14 protein-coding genes are annotated in these 16,140 nt (G+C 59.3%); 6 read left to right on the plus strand and 8 right to left on the minus strand.

All coding sequences use genetic code 11. From position 1 onward, the window contains the following. Nucleotide 1 precedes the first annotated feature (1 nt). Nucleotides 2–784: a TetR/AcrR family transcriptional regulator gene (locus D3871_RS23770; protein ID WP_119771609.1), complete on the plus strand. Its 783-nt coding sequence runs from the start codon at nt 2–4 to the stop codon at nt 782–784. Between the two features lie 95 nt (nt 785–879). On the opposite strand, the gene D3871_RS23775 is transcribed toward D3871_RS23770, so the two are convergent. From D3871_RS23775 to D3871_RS23810, 8 genes are all read right to left on the minus strand, one after another. After that, on the minus strand, nt 880–2,025 hold the full coding sequence (locus D3871_RS23775; protein ID WP_119771610.1) for an acyl-CoA dehydrogenase family protein: 1,146 nt from the start codon (nt 2,023–2,025) through the stop codon (nt 880–882). 2 nt (nt 2,026–2,027) lie between these two features. After that, entirely contained in the window at nt 2,028–3,224 is a 1,197-nt protein-coding gene (locus D3871_RS23780) for an acyl-CoA dehydrogenase family protein (RefSeq protein WP_119771611.1), read from the minus strand. A 56-nt stretch (nt 3,225–3,280) separates the two neighbouring features. Continuing rightward, nucleotides 3,281–4,489 (minus strand): acyl-CoA dehydrogenase family protein, encoded by a 1,209-nt coding sequence (locus D3871_RS23785; RefSeq protein ID WP_119771612.1) that lies wholly within the window; start codon nt 4,487–4,489, stop codon nt 3,281–3,283. 10 nt (nt 4,490–4,499) lie between these two features. After that, a complete protein-coding gene (locus D3871_RS23790; protein WP_119771613.1) occupies nt 4,500–5,609 on the minus strand; it encodes an acyl-CoA dehydrogenase family protein in 1,110 nt (369 codons plus the stop codon). 10 nt (nt 5,610–5,619) lie between these two features. After that, nucleotides 5,620–6,027: a Zn-ribbon domain-containing OB-fold protein gene (locus D3871_RS23795; RefSeq protein WP_119771614.1), complete on the minus strand. Its 408-nt coding sequence runs from the start codon at nt 6,025–6,027 to the stop codon at nt 5,620–5,622. A 136-nt stretch (nt 6,028–6,163) separates the two neighbouring features. Then, on the minus strand, nt 6,164–6,976 hold the full coding sequence (locus D3871_RS23800) for an SDR family NAD(P)-dependent oxidoreductase (RefSeq protein WP_119771615.1): 813 nt from the start codon (nt 6,974–6,976) through the stop codon (nt 6,164–6,166). A 23-nt stretch (nt 6,977–6,999) separates the two neighbouring features. Continuing rightward, a complete protein-coding gene (locus D3871_RS23805; protein ID WP_119771616.1) occupies nt 7,000–7,779 on the minus strand; it encodes an enoyl-CoA hydratase/isomerase family protein in 780 nt (259 codons plus the stop codon). Nucleotide 7,780: 1 nt separating this feature from the next. Further along, nucleotides 7,781–8,575 (minus strand): SDR family NAD(P)-dependent oxidoreductase, encoded by a 795-nt coding sequence (locus D3871_RS23810; RefSeq protein WP_119771617.1) that lies wholly within the window; start codon nt 8,573–8,575, stop codon nt 7,781–7,783. A gap of 223 nt (nt 8,576–8,798) precedes the next feature. Here D3871_RS23810 and D3871_RS23815 point away from each other — a divergent pair, with 223 nt between their 5' ends. The 5 genes from D3871_RS23815 to D3871_RS23835 all read left to right on the plus strand — a co-directional run bounded on the left by D3871_RS23815 (nt 8,799) and on the right by D3871_RS23835 (nt 16,104). Continuing rightward, nucleotides 8,799–10,811 (plus strand): oxidoreductase, encoded by a 2,013-nt coding sequence (locus tag D3871_RS23815; protein WP_119771618.1) that lies wholly within the window; start codon nt 8,799–8,801, stop codon nt 10,809–10,811. Nucleotides 10,812–10,862: 51 nt separating this feature from the next. Continuing rightward, nucleotides 10,863–12,065 (plus strand): acyl-CoA dehydrogenase family protein, encoded by a 1,203-nt coding sequence (locus tag D3871_RS23820; RefSeq protein ID WP_119771619.1) that lies wholly within the window; start codon nt 10,863–10,865, stop codon nt 12,063–12,065. 2 nt (nt 12,066–12,067) lie between these two features. Beyond that, nucleotides 12,068–13,204, plus strand: a complete 1,137-nt coding sequence (locus tag D3871_RS23825) for an acyl-CoA dehydrogenase family protein (RefSeq protein ID WP_119771620.1) — start codon at nt 12,068–12,070, stop codon at nt 13,202–13,204. A gap of 18 nt (nt 13,205–13,222) precedes the next feature. Then, nucleotides 13,223–14,776: a long-chain-fatty-acid--CoA ligase gene (locus D3871_RS23830; protein WP_119771621.1), complete on the plus strand. Its 1,554-nt coding sequence runs from the start codon at nt 13,223–13,225 to the stop codon at nt 14,774–14,776. A gap of 275 nt (nt 14,777–15,051) precedes the next feature. Continuing rightward, a complete protein-coding gene (locus tag D3871_RS23835; protein ID WP_119771622.1) occupies nt 15,052–16,104 on the plus strand; it encodes a substrate-binding domain-containing protein in 1,053 nt (350 codons plus the stop codon). Nucleotides 16,105–16,140: the final 36 nt, after the last annotated feature.

Raw genomic sequence — 16,140 nt, forward strand, 5'->3', positions numbered from 1 at the left:
AATGAACACTGAAGTGACAAAGAACAAACAGGGCCAGACCCTAGGCCGTAAAGGGCAGGAAACGCGTGCCAAATTGATGGAAGCCGCAAGGCAGCTTCTGGACACGCACTCGCCGGTTGAACTTACCGCCGTTTCGATTGCGGCCGAAGCAGGCACATCGCCGGCCAGTTTTTACATGTATTTCGACGATACCAAGGACATCCTGTTTGCGCTGAGCGAGGTTGCCGGTGAGGATATGGCGGCGATTCATGCGATTTTCGACCAGGCCTGGACCAGCGACGACATCGAAGAACACGCGCGCAAGGTCATCGACGCGCTGAACGAAGTCTGGGCCAGACACCGTCAGGTCTTGCGCTTTCGCAACATGGAAGCCGACCGCGGCGATCCGCGCTTCGAGGAGTTGCGGATGAACACCTATGTGCCGTTCATTGAACGTTTTGCCCAGCGTATCCTGGCCATCAGTCCACCGAGTGCCACGCGCAAGCGCGCGGACGTGTATTCCGAAGCAACCATCCTGCATGCGGCAATGGAACGGCTTGCCGCTACCGAGCCGTCGGTGATGGAAAAAGGCCTGGGGCTGAAGCGTATTACCAATAACCTGGCTCGAGTGGTGAAAATGGTCGTACTGGGCGGCCAGGCGGTCGCAAAGGTTGAAGCCACTGCGCCAGCGACCAAGGCGGCTGCCGTGCAAACGAGGAACGAAGTTGCGCCAGGCGTCGTCAAGACCAAGCCGCGTTCGCGTGTTGAGCGGACCGGTACGACAAAAACCGCGAAAGCCGCCTGACGATCTCGCGCAATCCCGACCGGACTGCCATAAAAAAACCGCCTTTCAGGCGGTTTTTTGTTTTATGAGCCGGGATATTTGTCGTGCCGGTCACGTCAAGCTACTCGTTTGCGTTCCATTGCTGCAAGCTGCTCAAGATGAAAATGGGAACTGCCCAACGCATACTCAATAGTTGTCATCCTTTTGAAATGATGCCCGATGACATATTCCTCCGTCACGCCGATTCCGCCATGCAGCTGAATCGATTGTCCGCAGACGAATTTGCCGCTGCGGCCAACATGCACCTTCGCCGCCGACAATGCAAGTTGACGCACTTCGGGCGATGCATTCATCGTCGACAGCGCCTTGTGGACCATACCGCGCGACAATTCAAGTTCGATCAGCATTTCGCTCATGCGGTGCTGGAGTGCTTGAAAGCTGCTGAGCGTGACGCCAAACTGCTTGCGCGTTTTCAGGTAGTCTCGGGTGATCCAGAGCGCCTTTTCCATCACGCCGACGGCTTCGGCACACAAGCCTACAGTCGCATGCGCGTGACCGGTGTCGAGCGCCGCATAGCCGCCGCCGACCGTACCGAGCACATCGGCCTCAGCCACCTGCACGTCGGCCAGATCAATGTCAGCGCACCACCGGTTGTCGATCAGCCGCACGTCATGCAGCTTGACGCCAGGCACGCTACGATCGACGAGGAACAAGGTAATGCCAGTTTGATCAGAGGGTGCGCCGCTGGTGCGTGCGGACACGATAAAACGGTCGGCGACGTTGCCGCCAATTACCATCGACTTGTTGCCCTTGAGAGTCCAGTTACCCGGTCCGGCCGGTACGGCGGACGTGGTGACATAGGAAAGCATGCCGCGTGCATCGGGTTCGCCATGCGCCACCACCGGACATGCTTCGCCGGCCACCAGTGCGGGCAGGATGCTGCCGGCCTTGTCCTGGTCGCCGCTGGCGACGATCGTCTGTGCGGCCAGCACCGCCACTGCCCAATACGGTTCAATGCACAGCACGCGGCCGAATTCTTCCATCAGCAGCGCCGTTTCGATCGCGGAACCACCGAGTCCGCCGTATTCTTCCGGCAAGGACATGCCCAGCCAACCCAGTTCGGCAAACGTATTCCAGTGGCCGACATCGAATCCGCCGTTCCCGATCACCGAACCGCGCGCCTCGAATGCGCAATTGTCTTCCAGGAAGCGGCGCGCGCTATCCTTGAGCATCTGCTGCTCTTGCGTCAGTTGAAAATCCATGCTCAGAGCTCCAGGAATGAACGTGCAATGATCGTGCGCTGCACCTCGTTGGCACCGCCGTAGACTGTCGTGGCCCGACGGTACATGTAATCTGCCACCACGCCAGGCGCATAATCGGGGCCAGGCGGCCAGTTCATGTCGCCGGCCGGCGTCGCATGCGGATCGTCATAGAAGTAGGCGCCATAATCGCCCAGCGCCTCGACCTGCATCTCACCGATCTTTTGCAGCAGTTCGGAACCACGCACCTTGAGCAGCGAACCGACCGGCAGCGTGTTGCCGCCCTTGCGCTCGTACAGCGCGCGCAAGGTCAGCCATTCCAGCGCCTGCAGGTCAACGTCCAGCTGCGCCAGTCGAGCGGCAAAGCCAGGTGAATCGATCAGGCGCTCGCCGCCGGCACGGGCGCGGCCGGCCATGGCGCGCAACTGTTCCAGATTGCGTTTGTTGCGCGGCCATTCGGCGCTGAAGGCGCGCTCCAGGTCGAGCAGATGCTTCGCATAGCTCCAGCCCTTGCCTTCTTCCCCGACCAGGTATTTGACCGGCGTGCGCACATCGTCGAAGAACACTTCATTCAGGCTGTAGCCCTCGCCGATATCGATAATCGGGCGGATCGTAATGCCGGGTGCGTTCTTGTCGACCAACAGCATCGAAATGCCGCGCTGCTTCGCTTCCGGATCGGTCTTGACCAGCATGAAAATCACGTCGGCCGATTCGACATAGGAAGTCCAGATCTTGCGGCCGTTGATCACATATTCGTCGCCTTCGCGCACCGCACGCGTGGTCAGCGAACCGAGGTCGGAACCGGCGTTCGGCTCGGAAAAGCCCTGTCCCCAGAACACATCGCCGTTGAGGATGCGCGGCCCGAATTCGCGTTTCATTTCCTCGCTGCCGAAGCTCATGATCACCGGCCCGATCATTTTGAAGCCGGCGGTATCGATCCACGGTGCCCCCGCCATGAAGCATTCATCCTCAAAGATGAACTGACGCACCGGCGACCACCCCGGGCCGCCCCATTCGCTCGGCCAGTTCGGGCCGGACCAGCCCTTGCGATTAAGGATCTTGGTCCACTCGCGCATGTCGTCGCGCAGAAAATGAAAGCCGCGCTTGTTGCGCTCGGCTATGTCGGCCGGCAGGCTCTCCCGCAGGAAGGCTCTCACCTCTTCGCGAAAGGCAACATCCGCCGGATCGATGTCAAAGTTCATGAAACACTCCAGAACACTAATAAGAAATTCTTGGCGCCTTGTACTAGCCCCGGCCGTCAACTCTGGTTGAACGGCAATCCCTTGTCGGGCCGGTAATCCTGAGGCAGGCCGAGAATGCGTTCAGCCAGCGTGTTCACCAGCACCTCGTCAGTCCCGCCCGCGATGCGCAGGATGGGATCCATGTACGACCGGGTGAAGTCGCGGAGCGAGGATGCGTGTTCATCCATGCGCACGCCGTCGGCGCCGAGCAGGTCGACCGCAAGCGCACCGAGGCGCTGGCGGGTGCGCCCAAGCAGCAGCTTGCGGATCGCGCCTTCCGGTCCGGGCATCTTGCCGGCGGCCATTGCCGTGATTGCGCGGCGGTGAATGGAGCGCAATCCTTGCCGTTCGATAAAGGCTTGTGCGATCGCGGCGCGCACTTCACCATCCTGCAGCGCCGGTACGCCATTGATGCGCGTATTGCGCGCCAGGTCGATGAAGGCTTCCAGTGTCGGGCCGTATCCGGATTCGTCAGTCACTGCATAGCGCTCGATCATCAGCGTCTCGACCGCCACCTTGAAGCCTTCGCCGACACCACCCAGGCGCTGTACATCCGGCACAAAGACATTGTCAAAAAACACTTCGTTGAGGTCCGGATCGTTGACGAGACGCCGGATCGGGCGCACGGTGATCCCGGGCGACTTCATGTCAAGGAAAAAATAGGTCAGGCCGGCATGCTTGGGGACAGTCGGATCAGTACGCGCAACCACCACGCCCCAGTCCGCCAATTGCGCCCAGCTGGTCCAGACCTTTTGTCCGTTCAATACCCAGCCGTCTTCCTTGCGCTCCGCCTTCAGACGCAGTGCGGCAAGATCAGAACCTGCGGACGGTTCGGAAAACAATTGACACCAGATCTGCTCGCCGCGGATCGCCGGCGGGGCAAGCCGACGCCGGTATTCCTCCGGCGCGTAACGCAGCATGATCGGCACCGGATTGCCAAGGCTGATCCCGAAGTAGGCCAGCGGCAGGTCATAGCGCATCTCTTCTTCGCAGAAGATGATTTTCTCAAGTTCGCTGCAGCCGGCGCCACCGTATTCCTTGGGCAGCGTGATCGCCGCATAACCGTGCTCGGCCTTGAGCGCCTGCCATTTGCGGCCCAGCGCCACATCCTCCTCGAAGCTCAAGCCCTGGCGCGCTGCTCCCGAATAGCGCGACGCATGCTCGGCGAGCCAGGCCACGGCGCGTGCGCGATACTCCTGCAGCTGCTGGTTGTCCGGTATGTTCATGTTGACTCCTTCAATGAGCAGCACGGTCGCAGCCGATTTCGGCCATCAAACGTTCGCGCCAGGCTGCGGCGCTGCCCAGTTCGACTGCCAATGCGCGCGAGCGGCGGTAGTGGTGATGCGGCAGCGCTTCCCAGGTCACGCCGATGGCGCCGTGGGTCTGGACATTTTCGCGGGCGGCGATCTCGTAGGCGTCGGTTGCGCCGACACGCGCTGCGGCGGCCAGTCCAAACCACTCCGGCTCGCCTCGTTCGAGCGCTCCAAGCGCGTCTAGCGCACAACCACGGGAGATCTCAATGCGCGTATACATATCGGCCAGCTTTGCCTTGATCGACTGAAAGCGTCCGATCGGCTGTCCGAACGCTTTGCGTTCCAATGCATAATCGCGTGCCATGTCAAGACAGGCTTGCGCGCCGCCAAGTTGTTCAAAGGCTGTGACGAGCGCAGCGGCGCTCGAAAGCTGCCGCAACCGCTGCGTGGCATACGTGCCAGTTGCCAGCGAATAGGCTTCGGCGCCGTCGAAGCGCAGGACCGCCCCCGCGCGGCTGTTATCGATGGTCGGCACGATGTCGCGTGTAACGGCTTTCTGTTCCAGCGCGACCAGGACCAGTTGTGTCACGCCCGAAGATTGCGCAGTAACGAGCGCGTAATCGGCGCTGGCGCCAAAAGGCACGACCGCAGTACGGCCATGCAGCTTGCCTCCTTTCATGTCGATCACGCCGGATTGGGGATTGCCCGCTTCGCCATCGGTCACGAGCGCCAGACAGGCGTGCCGCTCTCCGCTGATCAACTGCTTGCCAAGGTCTTGCGCGAATACGGCGCCTCCGGCCGACAGCACGAGATACGCGGCAACGGCCGAAGACATCAAGGGCAACGACACCGTCTTGCGCCCCATTTCCTCAGCCAGCACGCACAGTCCGCTCCATCCAAGGCCGAGGCCGCCGTTTTCCTCGGCATGCAGCGTCGCGGGCCAGCCGAGATCGACCGCACTATTCCAGATTTGCCGGTCGAAGCTGCCAGGGACTTCCAATAGCGCCTTCAAATGCTCGGGCAACGCCACGTCGCCGAGAAAGCGACGCGCCTCATGCCGAATCATCTCCAGATCGTCGTTCTGTTCGTTCATTGCGAATCCATCAATTTGTTATCGGTGTAAACAGCGGAAGGTAGACATCCTCGACCTGCTCGAACACGACGCGCACGCGTTGGCCGATGCGGACCGACTCGGGTGGCACACCGACGATATTCGTAGTCAGGTTCAGCGCCGTTTGCTCATCAAGGTTGACGATCGCAATCGCATAAGGCACCTCGACGCCGGGAAACCAGGGCTGATAGTTGAGCGTTAGTGCAGCGATCGTACCGACGCCGGAAAGCTCTTGCGGCGCTATATTGCGACTCATGCACTCGGGGCAATTCACTCCCGGGGGATGCAGCCAGTGGCCGCAGTCCTGGCAGCGCTGCATGCGCAGCTTGCCGTCTGCGCCGCCGGTCCAGAAAAAACGGTTCAGTTCGTTCAGCTGAGGAAGAGGCCGTGGAGAAGTCATCGCTCGATAATCGCTTATTCGGTGGAAATCATCAGGCCTTGCACCGCATCGAAGCAAAAGCAAGGCACGCCATTTTTGCTAAAAACTGTTAAACCGTCAGTTTTAATCATATCATGGATATCCGGAATTGCAGTTGTTAATGTGCGCCCTTCCCGTGTGTTTTCGCATAGTCGGCCAGATCCGGATTCGCCGGAATATGCGACAGCATGCCGCCGTCGATCACATAAGTCTGGCCATTGATGTAGCGCGCCTCGTTGGAGGCAAGAAAACATACGAGGTTGGCAATATCATCCGGTTCACCGAACTGTTGCGTAAGAATGTACCTTCCCATGACTTCGATCACATCCGCCGCAACGGCGCGCGCCGCCGGCGTCAGCACCAGACCGGGCGCGATCGCATTGCAGCGTATGCCCTGCAAGCCATGCTGCGCTGCAATTTGCCTGGTCAGGCCGATAATGGCGGTTTTCGAGACGTTGTAGGCGATGCGCGAAATATCGCCGGAGAATCCGCCGGCGGATGCGGAATTCACGATAGCGCCCTGCCCACGCTCAATCATGTGCGGCAATGCATACTTGCACGCAGCCAGGTAGGCGCGCAGGTTGACCGCCATCACCAGGTCCCAGGTATCGAAATCGATGTCGATCGCATTGGTGTCGCGCGCGTGCACTTCCGGCGAGCCGATCGCGGCATTGTTGTGCAAGACGTCGAGCCGGCCATGGCGCTCGATGGTGCCGTGAACCAGGCTCCTGATGGAGCCGACGTCGCCCGCGTCGAACTCCACCGCATGGGCCTGCTCGCCCAGTTCCGCGGCGACGCTTGTCGCCAGCGCCATGTTACGGTCGGCGATGATGACGCTTGCGCCTTCGGCGATCAGGCGGCGGCAGGTTGCCGCGCCGATTCCCGACGCACCGCCGGTGACGATCGCTACTTGTCCTTCAAATCGTTTCATTCCATATCTCCTTCTGTACGACGTCAGTGCAAGCTCGAACGCGGAGCCTGCTTTGCGCGGAATGCGCGCAGCGACTCCTGCGTATCATCGGAACCCAGCAGACGTGTTGCGGCATCCATCATCATCGTGCGCAAGGTATCTTCATCCTGGTCAGCGGCGCAACGCGCGATACGCAGGCTTTCGCCGACCGCTGCAGGCGGATTTGCAGCGATGCTATCGGCCAGCCTGAGCGCGCACGCAACCACATCATCGTCGCCCACGACATGGTTGACCATGCCGTGCGCATGCGCGCGCTGCGCCGAGATCGGCAGGCCCGTGGTCAGCATTTCGATGGCAAGCGCCTTGGGCAGACTGCGCACGGCGCGGTACACGCCGCCCGCGGCGGCGATCAACCCATGCCTGACTTCGGGCAAACCAAATGCTGCGCCCTGACCGGCGACAATCATGTCACAGGCCAGTGCGAGTTCCATGCCTCCGCCAAGGGCGTTGCCGCGCACTGCAGCAATCCAGGGCTTGTTGCGGTGCACGAACATCAGGCCACCCATACCGGCATCGCCAATCGCAATTTCATGCCCGCGTCCAGCCGCAATGTCTTCAAGATCCGCCCCGGCGGAAAAGCACTTGCCTCCCGCCCCCGTCAGCACGACGACCCGAACCGAATCGTCCTGCTCGGCACGTTGCACGATATCGGCCAATGCCTGCGAAGCCGCGATGTTGATGGCATTGCGCTTTTCGGGACGATTGAGGATGACAACAAGGATATGCTTGTCGACACGCTGAGTCAGGACCAATTCGTCTTGCATGTCATCCCTTGGACATTACGTTCGACAAGCCTACCAGCGGCACCATGCTGGCGCCGCCGTCGACCAGCAGCGACGACCCTGTGATATAGGACGCTTCCTTGGAAGCCATGAACAGCACGGCTGCGGCAATCTCTTCCGATTCGCCGGGACGCGGCACCGGGAAATTAGCCGAGATCGCGCTCGCCTGGGCATCATTCAACTCCCCCTTCATGCGATCGGAGGCGATCATGCCCGGCTCGATGACATTGACCAGGATATTGAGCGGTCCGAACTCCACCGCGAGACCGCGTGCAAAGGCATTCATATATGCCTTGGTAGCTGCATACGGAATCAGTCCGGGAATAAAGGTGCGGTTGGCCGATCCGGAGGAAATGTAGATCAGACGACCTTTGCCCTCGGCGCGGGAAAGATGCGGTGCTGCATCTTTAGCGATCCAGAACAGCGAGTGGATATTGCTCTTGATCAAATAGTCATAAGCTTCATCTTCCATCTCCGTCACGCGGCCATGTGCATTGTCGGCCGCGCAATGGACGACCACATCGAGTTGCCCGTGCGCCTGGACCGCATCGTCGAACATTGCCTTGACTGCGGCGCGGTCGGATATATCGCCGTTGACCAGACTCGCCTTGCCGCCGCGCTCGCGGATTTGCTGCACTGCGGCTTCACCATAACTTAGCGTTCTGGCGGAAATGACGACAGTGGCCCCTTCAGACGCAAAAGCGTCGGCAATCGCCTTACCCATTCCACGTCCCGCACCGGTAACCAGCACAACTTTGCCGGCATATCGACCTTGCATATCTGTCTCCTTGATTTTGACTCAGGCGCGCTTTTTAGTTGACGGGCGCACCGATTTATATAAAACTGACACTTCGTCATTTATCTTGAGCCTGTTTTCGGATGGTGTCAAGCGGCGGCGCCGTTGGGCCGCGAGAAATATAAAGAAGGAGATCACATGATTTGCAGCACAACGCAGCCCGGCGCCGGAACCCGGCAGGCTCGCACCGTTTAGGACACCTCCGATGCCACAATCCACTTATCCCAATCTGTTCAGCCAATTTCAAATTGGCAAGCTGGCATTACGCAATCGCGTCGTCATGGCGCCGATGTCGACCAACCTAAGCGCCCCCGATGGCTCGGTAACGCCGGCGCAAGTCGCCTTTTATCGCGCCCGCGCCGAGGGCGGCACCGGTATGATCATTGTCGAATTCTGCTGCGTCGACGCCGCGACCGGCCGCTCGGAACACCGCCAGCTGAGCCTGGAAAAACCCACCCACCTCGACGGCCACCAGCGGCTGGTGGAAGCCATTAAGAGCGCGGGCGCCGCCGCCTGTCTGCAACTGCAGCATGGCGGACAGGGGGCGAAGCGCGAACTGGTCACAGGTGGCGTAGCGGTCGCGCCGAGCGATGTCCCGTCACGCAAGGATCCGTCCAAGCTAAGCGCGCGCGCACTCACCGAAGCCGAAATCGAATACCTGATCGAGTGCTTCGGCCGCACCGCGGAACTTGGCGTGAAGGCGGGATACGATGCCTTCGAATTGCACGGCGCCCATGGTTATTTGCTGACTTCCTTCATTTCGCCGATGACCAATCATCGTACCGATGCATGGGGCGGCGACGAAGACAGGCGACTCAATTTTTCGCGGCGCGTGATCCAGCGCGTCAAGCAGGCCATTGGCGACCGTCCGCTGATCTACCGCTTCTCGGCTGATGAATTTCATCCCAAGGGCTTGAGCATCGATGACATGGAACGCATCGCACCGAAGCTTGTAGCCTTTGGCGCCGATGCACTGCACGTCTCCATCGGCACCGGCTGGACCAGTTTCGACAAGGTGGTTGAACCCATGTCGATGCCGGAAGGCTGGCGACTGCCGTACGCACGGCGCATACGCAAGGTGGTCGACGTTCCGGTGATCGGCGTCGGCCAGATCCGCTGGCCGGCTACCGCCGAACGAGCGGTGGCATCCGGCGATGCCGACCTGATCGCACTCGGCCGCACATTGCTGGCCGATCCGGAATGGGCTAACAAGGCGCAGCGTGGCGACGATGCAGGCATACGCCCCTGCACTTCCTGCAACTACTGCGTGACGATCAGTTCCGGCGAACACGGCTACATCGGCTGCGCGGAAAACCCGCGCACCGGCCACGAACTGGACGCCATTCCGGACGCCGGGCGGCTGCGCGGATCGCGCGCAGTAATTATCGGCGGCGGTCCGGGCGGCATGGCAGCTGCGCTTATGCTGGACCAGGCCGGATTCAAACCGGAACTGTACGAGACGCGGGCCACACTTGGCGGCGGCCTCATCGCTTCAGCCGCCCCGCCATTCAAGGAAAAGCTGACCTGGTACCAGCACTATCTCGAAAGCCGGCTCGCCAAGAGCAGCGTCAAGGTAATGCTCAATACCCGTGCCGACATGGATTCGCTGGCCGGAGAAAAACCGTCCATCGTCGTGATGGCCGTCGGCGGCCGCGCCAACCGCTTGCCGATCGAAGGCATCGACGTGCCGATCGTTCATGACGCTTATGAGGTGCTGATGGGCGACAGTTCCTGGCTCCCCCCCGTCAGCGACACGCCGGTTGTTGTTTACGGCGGCGGCGAAACCGGCTGCGAAACGGCCGAATTCCTGAGCGAGCGCGGCTACCCGGTCATTCTGGTGTCGCGTTCGCCGGCCGGTCAGCTTGCCCGCGCGGCAGAGGTCGTATACCGCAGCGTGTTGCGCAAGCGGCTTGCAGAAAACCGGCTCATCCGCATCGTCGACAGCACCAGCATAGTCGCCATCGAAGAAAACGGCGCCGTGCATCTGCAGCACAACGACGGCAGCCGATCCATCGTCAAGGCAAGCCGCGTGCTGGTGGCCCAGGGGCGCAGTCCCGACACGCGCATGACACAGGCCTTGCTCGACGCGGGCATACCGGTGGTTGCCATCGGCGATGCGCGCACCGGCGGACGCATCGGAGACGCGGTGCATCAGGCTTACGCCGCCGTCAATGCAATCTGCGCCACGCAGGCTCCCGTAAAACAACTCGCTTGCTGAAGTTGATGCCATGCGCCTGCAACACCCACTTTGACATTAAGGAAAATTGTTATGAACCTGAAGTACGGTAAAGAGGATGAGGCGTTTCGCGAGGAGGTAAGAGCCTTCTTGCGCGACAAGCTGCCACATGACGTGGCTCGGCGTACGAAAACCGGGATGCATCCTCCCAACGAGGATGACCGGCGCTGGTGGAACCGGGTTCTGTTCGAGAAGGGCTGGTCGGCGCCGCTATGGCCCAAGGAGTATGGCGGTCCGGGCTGGACGCATCTGCAGGCGCATATCTTTGAATACGAATGCCGGATGGCTGGTGCGCCGGAACTGCGCTGGCAGGGTCTGCGCCTGATCGGACCGGTACTCTATACCTTCGGCACGCCGGAACAAAAAGCGCGCTACCTGCCTGCGATCCTGAAGGGCGACGAAATGTGGGCGCAAGGATTTTCCGAGCCCGGAGCCGGATCCGATCTCGCATCGCTGAAAACCAGTGCGGTGCTCGACGGCGATCACTACGTCATCAACGGGCAAAAATTGTGGACCACGGAAGGCCATTATTCCGAACAGGGATTCTTTCTGGTGCGAACCGACAATACAGGAAAGTCACAACGCGGTATTTCCATGATTGTGTTCCCGATGGATACGCCGGGTGTCACCGTACGCCAGATCCCGATGATCAACGGCGAAGGCTCGACCTGCGAGGTCTTTCTCGATAACGTCCGCGTTCCGCGTGAAAACCTGATTGGCGCAGTAAATGCCGGCTGGGATCAGGCCAAGTTTCTGCTCTCGAATGAACGCACATCGAGCGCGGAAATCTACAAGGCCTTCAGCGATCTCGCGCGCATCCGCCATATCGCCGAACACGAACTCAAGAATGGCAGGCCGATCATTCAGGATCCGGTATTCGCACGCAAGCTGGCGGAGCTGGAAATCGATGTCAATGCACTGGAGTGGTCGGTATTGCGCGTGCTGTGCGAGGCGCCGAGCAATTATCCGATCGCCGCCAACGCTTCCGTGCTGAAGGTGCGTGGATCGGAGCTGCAGCAGCGCCTGACCGAACTTGCCGTCGAAGCGCTTGGACAGCGCAGCCTGCGCATGTATCGGCGTGACGAAGCCTATGCGCCGCCTGCCGTCAATCCGCTCTGGCCCGACTATACGCCGGGCGTCGCCACCGACCTCTTGTACTTGCGCGCCTGCACCATCTTTGGCGGCGCGAAGGAAGTACAAAAGAACATTATCGCCAAACTCGCATTCGGACTATAAGCATGGACTTTAATCTTTCAGATGAACAAAGGATGCTGGTCGACGGCGCGCAGCGTTATATCCGCGAACGTTACAGTCTTGACGCAAAACGTGCGGCCGCCAAGACCGAGGAAGGTTTCTCCCGCGAACATTGGGAAAAATTTGCCGAACTCGGCTGGTTGGCCATGGGCATACCCGAAGACTGCGGTGGCATGGGCGGTAGCCCGGTCGATATTGCCTTGCTGATGGAACAACTCGGTGCTGGCCTCGTGGCCGAGCCAGTGCTTGATACTGCCATTCTTGCCGGCACACTGCTTGCTCAGGCAAGCGGGTCGCAGCGCGCCATCGATCTGCTCGGTGATATCGCGGCCGGCGAGAAGATTGTCGTACTCGCGCATATGGAACGGGCGGGTCGCAGCGAATATGACACTCCGGTCAGCGCCCGCGCCAAACGCAGCGGTGAAGGATGGCAGTTGTCCGGCATCAAGCATCGGGTCTGGCATGGTGCATCCGCCGACTGCCTGCTGATCACCGTGCGACTGGGCGAAACCAATGAAATCGGCGTGCTGGCAGTCGACCGCAATGCACCCGGCGTTGACCTGACCGTCTATGAAATGCTGGACGGCACACATGCTGCCGACATCCGCTTCGATGCGGTGGAACTGGATAGCAGCGCACTGATACTGCGTGGACCCGCCGTCGACGACGCCCTTGCCGTCGCTTTTGACCATACCGTACTGGCAATGACTTCATCCGCGATTGGTTCAATGGATGCCGTCATGGCAATGACAGGCGAATACCTGAAAACGCGTGTGCAGTACGGACAGCCTCTGGCGAAGTTCCAGGCCCTGCAGCATCGCATGTCGGAAATGTTTGTCGAGACGGATCAGGCCCGCTCTATTGTCTATCGTGCTCTCGCAGCGCTTGAATCGGGCGATGCGCAGGAGCGTGCGACCGCAGTCTCGTCCGCCAAGTCTCTCGTGGCGCGTGCATGCCGTTTCGTCACCGGACATGGCATCCAATTGCATGGCGCTATCGGCACCACCGAGGAATATGCAGTCGGACATCACTACCGCGCGATGCTGATGTATGACTATCGCTTCGGCGACGCGACGTATCACCTCGAACGCAGCGCCGGCCTGCTTCCCCGCATCGCTTAACTTTTTCGACAGGACATCATGCATTCGTATCTTCCGCTGTCATTTGCCGACGACCTCGAACATAACGCACGCTGGTATGGCAAGCTGCCGGCCTATATACAAGACGACCGCCAGATTACCCACGCCGGCCTGCTGGCGCGTGCCAAATTGCTTGGCTCTGCGCTGTACAAGGCGGGTGCGCGGCGCCAGGACCGCGTCGGTATGCTGTCGATGAATTCCATCGAATACGGCGAAGTCATGGCCGCGACCCAGTGGTCGGGTTTTATTCTATCTACAGTCAACTTCCGCTTGGCCGCGCCGGAGATGGATTTCATCATCAATGATGGCGCACCGCGCATCATGATTTTCGAGGCACAATACTTGTCGCTGATGGAAGAGCTGCGGCCCAGGCTGCGCAGCGTCAGGAAGTATGTCTGCATCGGCGGACAAACGGAATGGGCGCAAAGCTACGATGACTTTATTGCTACCGGCGACGCCGAAGGTCCGCCGCTGCGCGCGCGCGAAGAAGATATTGCCTGCCTGATCTATACCAGCGGCACCACCGGCCGGCCCAAGGGCTGCATCTGGGGACACCGCGAATTGCGTCAGCTGGCGCAAGTCGACAACTGGTTGTCGAACATGGAACAAACCGAACGCGGCCTTATCGTCATGCCCATGTTCCACATCGGCGGGCTGATCATCAGCCTGTCGCTGCACTTCAGAGGGGCAAGCGTTTATCTGCATCGCCAGTTCGATCCGGCGGAAGTACTCAAGGCCATCGAGCGCGACCGCCTTACCTTCCTGCTGCTTGCACCGACCATGGTGCAGATGGTGCTGGACGAACCGGCTGTTGTCACGACGGACACGTCGAGCGTGCGCATGATCATGTATTCCGCCGCGCCCATGCCCTTGCCGGTATTGAAAAAGGCAATCGAGGTGTTCGACTGCCGTTTCGTGAACCTGTATGGTCAGACCGAGATCTGCATGTTCTGCCTGTCGCCGACGCAGCACCTGCCCAACGGCACGGAGAAAGAACGTCAGCGTCTGACCTCGGTCGGAAATCCTTATCCGAACCTGCGCGCCAAGGTTGTGGATGACGACGACAATGAATGCCCGCCTAACGTTTCGGGTGAGATCGTCGCGCAAAGCGGCGCCATGTTTCGCGGCTACTGGAACAATCATGTGGCGACCATCGAGACGTTGCGCAACGGCTGGGTGCATACCGGCGATGTCGGCAAGATCGATGAAGACGGTTTCCTGTTCCTGGTCGACCGCAAGAAGGATATGATCATCTCAGGCGGTGAGAATATTTACTCGCGCGAGGTTGAAGAAGCGGTGCTGCGCCATCCATTCGTTTCTGAATGTGCCGTGATCGGCATCCCCGATCCCAAGTGGGGTGAATCGGTATGTGCCGTCATTACCCTTAAAAATGGGCAGACCGTGACGGAAGCCGAGGTCATCGAACATGCCCGCACACAGATCGCCAGCTACAAGAAGCCCAAAAAAGTGATCGTCGTGGAAGCCTTGCCAAAGCTGGTGACAGGCAAGGTCAACAAAATAGCATTGCGAGAACAGTACGACGTTTCGGCCTGACATGGCTGCCTCACAGGATCGCCGACCTGCTTCTTCACATGAACGGAGCGGCATCCGTAATTTGCATTCATTGCCTTCGGTGTGACCTCGATGCCCGCCGAAGGAATTATCAAACGTCTACAGCGGCAACGCCGCGATGGGAACCGTGCCTCCCGTTTTCGAAACAGACACGCTGCCATAAATGCCTCGTCAGGTTTACGGAAGCAGCGCCTGCCTTTTCGTATACGAATGTCGTACTCGGCTCGATCTACCCAGCAAACTAAAAAGATAAAAATATGAACAAAAACAAGCCCCTGATTCTTTACCGTCACATCCTGCTATGCATTCTGCTCGCCGCCAGTTCGACTGCCATAGCGTCAGCAACCCGCATTGTTGCAGCAGGAAGCGAATATCTGAATATTGTGTTCTCCAGGCTGGGAAACGCCGACTTATCCGTCGTGCTGGAATATACCAACGCACAAACGGACAATGCTTTATCTGCTGTCGAAAAAGGCCATGCTGATTTTGCGGTGATCGATACTGCAATGACCCGGCAAAGCCTGGAGGAAAAGAAATTACTTCAATTCCCGATCATGTCCACCGCTGTCGTGCCCATATTCAACTTGTCGAACCTTCAGACAAATGCTCTCACGCTCAATGCACCAGTGCTTGCCGACATAATGGCCGGTAATATAACAAGCTGGAGTTCACCTGCGATTCGCAAGTTAAATCCGCAGGTGGAGTTGCCCGCGCTTCCGATTACTCGCGTCATCAGAAAAGAGAATTCTGGCACTACCGCAGCAATGTCCGCTTATCTTTCCAATGGATCGGAATCATTCCGAAAAAATCATGGTGTCTTTCACGACGCCCGCTGGGACGGAGCTGCTATACAAGTGCCAGATGCTGTTGCAGTGGCTAGAAAAGTAAGCGCTACGCCGGGCGCCATCTCCTACATTGAGCTGGACATCGGCAACCAGTCCGGAGCCCGTTTTATCCAGTTAAGGCAACCGGGCGGCTCCACCGTCACGGCGGATTACGGCTATCTCAGGGCGGCCGGCTTTAGCATGCGCGGTGAATATACTACCGAGCGGGATAATTCTCTGCTGGTCATGAACCATGAGGAAAGCTGGCCCATCATGGTTCCCATTTATGTCGTGATACGAGATGGCGATGCGAACGCTGACAAAGTAAAGGCGATACAACAGTTCTTTTTGAACTGCTTTAAGAACGATTGGGTTATCGAGCAATACGGCTTTGTTCCTTTGCCGTCGTCGCTTCAGGCCAGAGCAGTCTCGCTTATTCATCGGATGAATAAGCGGAGTCCGAAAGCTCAGCCGATTAACCGTTAAGCGCCCACCTCCTTTCAGGTGTCTCGGCTATCGCAG

Source organism: Noviherbaspirillum saxi (genome assembly GCF_003591035.1).
Classification (GTDB): domain Bacteria; phylum Pseudomonadota; class Gammaproteobacteria; order Burkholderiales; family Burkholderiaceae_D; genus Noviherbaspirillum; species Noviherbaspirillum saxi.

What these genes read in the sequence shown, in the direction of transcription:
- D3871_RS23770 (WP_119771609.1), top strand. Translation starts at nt 2, where the DNA reads ATGAACACTGAAGTGACAAAGAACAAACAGGGCCAGACCCTAGGCCGT.
- D3871_RS23775 (WP_119771610.1), bottom strand. Translation starts at nt 2,025, where the DNA reads ATGGATTTTCAACTGACGCAAGAGCAGCAGATGCTCAAGGATAGCGCG.
- D3871_RS23780 (WP_119771611.1), bottom strand. Translation starts at nt 3,224, where the DNA reads ATGAACTTTGACATCGATCCGGCGGATGTTGCCTTTCGCGAAGAGGTG.
- D3871_RS23785 (WP_119771612.1), bottom strand. Translation starts at nt 4,489, where the DNA reads ATGAACATACCGGACAACCAGCAGCTGCAGGAGTATCGCGCACGCGCC.
- D3871_RS23790 (WP_119771613.1), bottom strand. Translation starts at nt 5,609, where the DNA reads ATGAACGAACAGAACGACGATCTGGAGATGATTCGGCATGAGGCGCGT.
- D3871_RS23795 (WP_119771614.1), bottom strand. Translation starts at nt 6,027, where the DNA reads ATGACTTCTCCACGGCCTCTTCCTCAGCTGAACGAACTGAACCGTTTT.
- D3871_RS23800 (WP_119771615.1), bottom strand. Translation starts at nt 6,976, where the DNA reads ATGAAACGATTTGAAGGACAAGTAGCGATCGTCACCGGCGGTGCGTCG.
- D3871_RS23805 (WP_119771616.1), bottom strand. Translation starts at nt 7,779, where the DNA reads ATGCAAGACGAATTGGTCCTGACTCAGCGTGTCGACAAGCATATCCTT.
- D3871_RS23810 (WP_119771617.1), bottom strand. Translation starts at nt 8,575, where the DNA reads ATGCAAGGTCGATATGCCGGCAAAGTTGTGCTGGTTACCGGTGCGGGA.
- D3871_RS23815 (WP_119771618.1), top strand. Translation starts at nt 8,799, where the DNA reads ATGCCACAATCCACTTATCCCAATCTGTTCAGCCAATTTCAAATTGGC.
- D3871_RS23820 (WP_119771619.1), top strand. Translation starts at nt 10,863, where the DNA reads ATGAACCTGAAGTACGGTAAAGAGGATGAGGCGTTTCGCGAGGAGGTA.
- D3871_RS23825 (WP_119771620.1), top strand. Translation starts at nt 12,068, where the DNA reads ATGGACTTTAATCTTTCAGATGAACAAAGGATGCTGGTCGACGGCGCG.
- D3871_RS23830 (WP_119771621.1), top strand. Translation starts at nt 13,223, where the DNA reads ATGCATTCGTATCTTCCGCTGTCATTTGCCGACGACCTCGAACATAAC.
- D3871_RS23835 (WP_119771622.1), top strand. Translation starts at nt 15,052, where the DNA reads ATGAACAAAAACAAGCCCCTGATTCTTTACCGTCACATCCTGCTATGC.